The 6,504-nt window shown below is 30.1% G+C and carries 8 protein-coding genes; 1 reads left to right on the top strand and 7 read right to left on the bottom strand.

Annotated elements, in window-relative coordinates; genetic code table 11:
• Positions 1-512 precede the first annotated feature (512 nt).
• On the bottom strand, positions 513-929 hold the full coding sequence (locus SLH48_RS19725; RefSeq protein ID WP_320259542.1) for a hypothetical protein: 417 nt from the start codon (positions 927-929) through the stop codon (positions 513-515).
• A 318-nt stretch (positions 930-1,247) separates the two neighbouring features.
• Complete coding sequence (locus tag SLH48_RS19720; RefSeq protein WP_320259541.1) at positions 1,248-1,613, bottom strand: MerR family transcriptional regulator; 366 nt, start codon at positions 1,611-1,613, stop codon at positions 1,248-1,250.
• A gap of 89 nt (positions 1,614-1,702) precedes the next feature.
• Here SLH48_RS19720 and SLH48_RS19715 point away from each other — a divergent pair, with 89 nt between their 5' ends.
• Positions 1,703-2,023, top strand: coding sequence for a hypothetical protein (locus SLH48_RS19715; protein ID WP_320259540.1), 321 nt, complete (start codon positions 1,703-1,705; stop codon positions 2,021-2,023).
• Between the two features lie 553 nt (positions 2,024-2,576).
• Here SLH48_RS19715 and SLH48_RS19710 read toward each other — a convergent pair.
• The 5 genes from SLH48_RS19710 to SLH48_RS19690 form a co-directional block, all read right to left on the bottom strand.
• Entirely contained in the window at positions 2,577-2,903 is a 327-nt protein-coding gene (locus SLH48_RS19710) for an inorganic diphosphatase (RefSeq protein WP_320259539.1), read from the bottom strand.
• A gap of 298 nt (positions 2,904-3,201) precedes the next feature.
• Complete coding sequence (locus SLH48_RS19705; RefSeq protein ID WP_320259538.1) at positions 3,202-4,137, bottom strand: DUF2262 domain-containing protein; 936 nt, start codon at positions 4,135-4,137, stop codon at positions 3,202-3,204.
• Positions 4,138-4,496: 359 nt separating this feature from the next.
• Positions 4,497-4,868: a hypothetical protein gene (locus SLH48_RS19700; RefSeq protein WP_320259537.1), complete on the bottom strand. Its 372-nt coding sequence runs from the start codon at positions 4,866-4,868 to the stop codon at positions 4,497-4,499.
• A gap of 89 nt (positions 4,869-4,957) precedes the next feature.
• Positions 4,958-5,107 carry a hypothetical protein gene (locus SLH48_RS19695; protein WP_320259536.1) on the bottom strand — a complete coding sequence of 50 codons (150 nt, stop codon included), beginning with the start codon at positions 5,105-5,107 and terminating at the stop codon, positions 4,958-4,960.
• A 738-nt stretch (positions 5,108-5,845) separates the two neighbouring features.
• A complete protein-coding gene (locus tag SLH48_RS19690) occupies positions 5,846-6,376 on the bottom strand; it encodes a hypothetical protein (protein WP_320259535.1) in 531 nt (176 codons plus the stop codon).
• Positions 6,377-6,504 lie beyond the last annotated feature (128 nt).

The following is a 6,504-nucleotide window of genomic DNA, read 5'->3' as shown; positions in this document are numbered from 1 at the left end:
ATACTTAATGTAGCAGAAGCTACACCGTATCTGATCTCACTACCATCCCACACCTTAAGGAGTGGGCTTTCCCGTTCGTGAAAGTCTGTATAGCTGTTTTGACCATCCATTGTGTGAAAAAACTAAATTATTTATCTAAATTGCTGAAAAGTGACTACCATATTTAATGGCTATTGATGGTATAGTATAGATAATACGTCTATTACATCATTTGGCGTTAAGAATACAAAATGGTTAAAAATTAGTCGACTTAACTTATAAACTCATTAATCATAGTATTTCGTATACTTACATTATAAAAAAACTTCTTCGGTATAGGTCTAGTGACAAAGTTACTATTCTAATCCGCAAATGTTTATTATTTAGCTTAAGTTATTCAAAAAGAGGACGATTCGGATCTTTCTCTCTTTTGAATAATGGTTGGTTGAATCCTAGCATTTTCAATAACCACATTATTAAATTTCGCTGTACATTTATAACCCAACTTATGATTTGTGAAACTTATCTTCTTTTTAATTATAGACCTCAAGAATTTGACCACCATTATTGAGTAAGTATGCATCTAAGTATTTCGACATATCCAATAAGATTTGGAAATGATACTCTCTGATTGGTTTCATAAAGGTAGTGCTAATCACTCCATATTCCTTATTGTATTGAACAACGATCTCATAATAGCCTTTTTTTTGATTATATTCCGCATAAGCTTTTCGTTTATTATGTCCTTCTAGTAATTTTTCTCGAAAATGTTCTGGCACTTTATCTAAATTAGCTATAGTTTGCTTTCCTTTCTCGGTTTCCTCCGACCAAATAAAATAGTCTGAGTGCTTATTAATAAAATTCACCCATAACTGCCAATCCACTTTATTAGTCAAATGATTAATATTGTTATATTTCTCCTTAGCTATTGTCGGATCAATTATTTCCAATATTCCCATCCCCCCTTTTTTTCATTAATAAACCAAAAAATCTGCTTATTATATATGTTACTTAGCAAAAGGACTATCATCACTAGATAATATAGTAATTTAAAATTTACAAAACAAAATAACGCTTGTATTTTCTTAATAGGTAACTATCCTTAAGGTAGTTCAGATAGCCTTTACTACCTTCTTGCGCCATATCGCTGAAGACTCAAATAGAACTCCCATTAATATTTAACTTTGAATAAAATTCAGAAAAAGACGACGTGGAACAAAATAGGCGGAGCATTTCCCCGCTATCGTATAGCGAAAAAGTGGTGTTAATTATTTATTACTCATATACGAATCTATCATTTTAATTTCTTCTTCGAGTTTTATTCTCCTCTGTAAAATTTCTTCTTCTTCTTTCTTAAGCACATCAATATGATTATTAAGTTGCTTCATTACATCAGTAATCAATTTTTCATTTCCACATCCATAAGCCCTTTTCAAATCAAACATTAATTGAATATCTTTAAGACTAAATCCCATTGACTTTAAATCCATAATCATTTGAAAATCATCTATTTCTTTTTTTGTGTACACTTTACGATTTTGATCCCATGATGGTTGTAAGAGATTCATATCTTCGTAATGACGGACTGTTTCCTTAGTTGTATTTACGGATGATATAAATTCCCCTAACTTCATATTACTCTCTCCTCATTTTTGTATTGACGTGTGGTTAACCACACATGGTTAAATAACTATGAATACTTGAAAATGGAGGTGACTGACGTATGATTTCTTTAGCTTTGGCAATTTGTTTAGCAAGTTTTTATGGTGGAACGTGTATCATAAGTGGACTTATACAATTTCCAAAAAAATTAATTCCAACCTGGGTAGCTCTAAGTATGGTAATCACTGGTTTAGTATTAATTATTACAGCTATTTTAGTTGCAACGAACTCGATTTTCTTTTATGTTTTAGCGATTTGTTTGATAACGCTACATTTATTAGCAATATACAATGGATTATACATGCACCATAAACTTAATTTATTTCATCATACAATAAGAGTCATTTTTTCTGTAGTAATTATTGTTTTATTTGTAATTTGATTCCTGTCACACACTATCGCTGTATGCTATTTTTTGGAACCACTTGTTAAAAATTCTATAGTCAATGGTACCAAGTCTTCAGTTAGCTCTTTTTGTGTAAAAGATTGTATAATATTCAAGCCGCTTTTCACCTATTGGTATTTGATGTTCAAGCTCATAGTAATACGATATACTAGTAATCTCTTTTCTTTCTGTGCTCAATTGGTCAATATACGGGTTAGTAGCCTTTTTAAAACAAGATTGATAAAAATGGCTTCTTCCCCTATAGAATTTATATGGTTTTTATTAATAATGAATCAATTTCTATGTATTTTCTTCCATAATCAAGGCGCCATTTTCTTGAATATCTTTATTTAATATGAAGTATTATAAGCAAAATAGTAATTTCACCTGACTAAATATCACTTGGTAACGTAACCGAATTATTGATAGTCCGTGAAATTATTGATATATTATCGTGTAGATTATTATCCTTAATTTCTAATAAATTTTTAACATCGTGTTGATTTGGTGTCTCTTTAATAATCAAAAAAAACTATTCGTTGAATAAGAGTTAATTAATTATTTCAGTCTGAAAGTATCGTTCCTGAAACTCAATTAATACTTTTATCTGTTCATGTGAATAATGTTTATTTGAAACGATGAGTTTATCTTCAACATCATTATTTCTTTTAGCAATTGCTATAACTTTACCTTCATACGTTTCCAATGGTTCAAACTCTCCAAGGATATATGCATCAATTTCTTCTCCATCCTCTGCCATTGTATCCGGAATATATCCATAATTTAGAGGATATACATAATTATATTTGGGATGTTTAGACCCTAATGGTCTATCCACTTTTACTGTTACCCTCTTACAGAGATAACTCGTTAGCATACAAAAAATTCCCCCTTAAGAAGAGCTATTGTTCTAACTAAAATATACTACACTTACTTAATAATAGTTATTCAAAAGATTAATTATCCCAATAAAAAAAACGGGTTACTACATGAATGCGCCAGATTGTTGAAGATTTAAATTCGAGATGACTTTTTTATTTGCTTCAAGCTCCTTTAGTTTCTATTCATTGACTCTGCATAAAATTAATCTTTTTATGCCCAAGAAATTGACTCCAGTCCAAACTCTATTCTATGTTTGTACTAAAATTAGTTTATCAACATACATGTTAAACAAATCAACCAGAAATTACTGCTCTTTTTGGTTTTCCTTTCTTGTTAATATAAATAGTTATATCATGCCCCCCAAAAAGACTATCATCGTTATACCATAATTCGAAATCTCCTTTTTCGTTAAATATAATTGTATAAATTAACATACTTGATATAAAATCATCTTTCGTTATGAAACCCTCACCGTCTTCTAACCAATCATTATTTTTCACTTCTAGTAGTTTTTTTGATGCAAACTCCCTTGCATTTAAATTAATTACGTCTAGTTTATTAAGTATCTTATGTATAATGGGTAACATTCTTTTAGCACTTTTTCGATTAAAAGTATTAATAACCAACTCTAGTTTATATTTTGGTGTCTGATAATTTTTTACAAACCATTGATGACGTTTATCAAAAATGAAAGTACCTATAGTATTATGTTCTATATTTGCATTCTCAGAAGATTTTTTCTGTAGCTTAGGAGTGTTTATAACAGTTGTTGAAATGTTTAAAAAGCATTGTTCAATTTCTTCTTCAGTTACTCCATTTATTGTAAACATTACATCTAACATAGAAACATTGATCTGAGAAATTGTCCCTTCCGTTGTTTTGTTATCCTTTGATATAAAACTAAATACCCCATCAGCGATCTCTAGTTTTTTAACAGTAAAACAAGAAGGAATTGGAGTACTTACCCAAGAAGACCCCTCATTATCACATTGATATATATCAGCTACCTGCAGTACTTCACTCCCTTTCGTCGGTGCCTCGTTACGAATCTGAATCAATCCCTCATTACAGATATCTACTCTTTTTTTCTGTACTAATATCATCTCCGAAAAATCATTAGATATAGCGTATGGAACATTAATTGTTCTAAGAGTTTCTCTAGCCTTAGCGTTACCTTCATATGCTTGTTTGATGAGTTCCACAATTTCGGTAGTCTCATAGTAACTCATATAAATCCCTCACTTTCTACCAAATTCATCCTTAAGTTAATCCTAAAAAACTGTATCAAAACAATCCAATACATGCACTTTACCATTATCAAACTTCTACGAATTTGCTAAATAATGTTGAAAGAAATAAGGAGGTTTTACTCAGGCTTCAGATGATTGAAGATCATAGATTATGTTAGCAGACCTTAAAAAAAGCCTGTCTATATTGGAAAAAGCAATATTTTTACTTCTTCAGTTTAAAATATTATTATCCAAATAAAATCTTCTTTAGTAATTACCTAGATATCACACTGTTCTCCAAACTTGCTCTGAATTCTTGAGACATAAAACTAAATTCTGTCTTAATCATCTAGCTTATCTTAACGAAGCCTCACGTATTTTCTTTTTAATGAATTTTTTGCTACATAAATTAACGGAGTGTCATTTGACTGAAGACAATCTTGTAAAAAAGATGTTACTCTATTAGATTCCCAACCAGCGCAAGCTGCTGCTAAACCATAGCGAGGGTCTGTAAATGTTTTTTTACGATTCCTTCCAAATGAAAAACATTTTTCAATTATTTCATCTTGATAAATAATATCGGGACACATTCTATCATAACCTAGGGCCTCCAAAGTTCCTTCTGTTACTGAATATTTTTCTAGATTCAACAAATCTATAACTACTGATATATCATCTTTATTTCTTCTTTTAATTCTTACATAAGTGGTAGCTGCAACATGAGCCATCATAGAATGCTCATCACAATTTATAATATAATTTTCATATATGTATTCAGGATCTTTAGTGCACTTAAGAACACCAATAGTTTTTAAAAGTTCTACATTAGTTTGCCAATGTTTTTATCTCTTTCAATCTTTAATGCTTCATATAATTCTTCACACATTTCATCATTATTTAGCAATTCTTTTCGAATTCTAGATGCCATCTTCCTTCTTCTTACTGTTGATTTACCTAATAAATCGGTCATAGTTTACCACCTCACATTATTTTATATTTACGCATCATGAATTCTAGTTATCTAAAACTTATTTTCTTTGTGCTCTCATAATTCTCCTACCCTTTTAGGAGCATGGCTGATAACCTTACGTCATCAGTGAGAGTGGAATTGTTAGCTGACGGTTATCTTTATTAACTGATAAGAATTGTGGTTTATCTGCTTTAACTTTTGTTGCAAAACCATAGGATTTTTGTAAAAGAAAATATTAAATTTAATAACCTTTTCCATTTTGTTATACCAATTATTTCAAAATTATTGAGATCTTACAACAACTTTCCTAATCAAAAAACGCGATGATCTTGGATCATCGCGCCAGGTTGTTGAATAATATTGTCATGTAGTATTAGAACTATTCGACTCATTAATCATTTTGTTTACTTAACCAGCTTGTACACACTTTTCCAAAGTGCTGATCTAAAGGTGTTAAACGAGTATTATTAGAATAATACAAATGAATGCTAGAAATTAGGAATCTCTTTTATTCATCAATCAACTTGATAAACGTAGCAATATCTGCAGCATGACTTTCTGCATAATAGAAAGATGTGAAATCTTTAAAAATAGCGTTTATAGTTAAGGTTTCTCCCATTGATAAATTTTCACTTAAAACCTCATTAAACTCATCTTCATTTTGAATTTTGAAAGAGATTAGCCCTTTCTTTAGATTTTCCAAAGTATGTGGAATATTATTTAAGTATTTGGGATCTACTATAAATAACCACCATATCCCTCATCAATACTAACAGACCCTTTTAAATGAAATTCACCATTAAAATCTATTTGATATTTTGAAATCTTATTATCATCTTTTTCTATTTTAATATTCTTAACAGTTAAAGTTCCTACCTCCGAACCTTCCTTAACCTTCTCCGGATCATAGATACTAAGGGCCCTGGATAAATCTACATGCCCTATTTCATTCTCAATCAATATAAGTTGATGTTCAATATACTGTTGTAGATTAGTAATAGTATTTGATATTACTTGATTTGATGTTTCATATGTTCCTCTCCAATATTTAACATCTTCTGAAAGTTGACTTATTTTGTCTTCGGCATTTTCTAGCTCTTTCTCATATTTTTGTACTAACACTTGCTGTTCATTTACTTTTTCAAGGTTATTAATTGTTCCATCTGATGAAGTGTTATTTAATGTTTCATCTGAAGAAGTATTATTACTCATACAACCACCTAAAAACAACACTAAAATTGAAAAAAACATGATAAAAAAATGTTTCAAATTATCCCTCCTATCCTTTAATAATTCTTCTCACTTTATTAGTACATCATATTTATCATTTTACTTTCAACAAGTGGTGAGACCCACAAGATAAGTACCCCATAGGCAAAGCCTTACCCATTTATGCC

The organism is Cytobacillus sp. IB215316, assembly GCF_033963865.1.
Classification (GTDB): Bacteria; Bacillota; Bacilli; order Bacillales; family SM2101; genus Nanhaiella; species Nanhaiella sioensis.
Note: the sequence above shows the minus strand (reverse complement) of the source record. Positions and strands in the feature narration are given on the sequence as shown.

Bases quoted from the DNA above. Each gene is read 5' to 3' on its own strand.
- SLH48_RS19720 (WP_320259541.1), bottom strand. From the start codon at position 1,613: ATGAAGTTAGGGGAATTTATATCATCCGTAAATACAACTAAGGAAACA.
- SLH48_RS19715 (WP_320259540.1), top strand. From the start codon at position 1,703: ATGATTTCTTTAGCTTTGGCAATTTGTTTAGCAAGTTTTTATGGTGGA.
- SLH48_RS19710 (WP_320259539.1), bottom strand. From the start codon at position 2,903: ATGCTAACGAGTTATCTCTGTAAGAGGGTAACAGTAAAAGTGGATAGA.
- SLH48_RS19705 (WP_320259538.1), bottom strand. From the start codon at position 4,137: ATGAGTTACTATGAGACTACCGAAATTGTGGAACTCATCAAACAAGCA.
- SLH48_RS19700 (WP_320259537.1), bottom strand. From the start codon at position 4,868: ATGATGGCTCATGTTGCAGCTACCACTTATGTAAGAATTAAAAGAAGA.
- SLH48_RS19695 (WP_320259536.1), bottom strand. From the start codon at position 5,107: ATGACCGATTTATTAGGTAAATCAACAGTAAGAAGAAGGAAGATGGCA.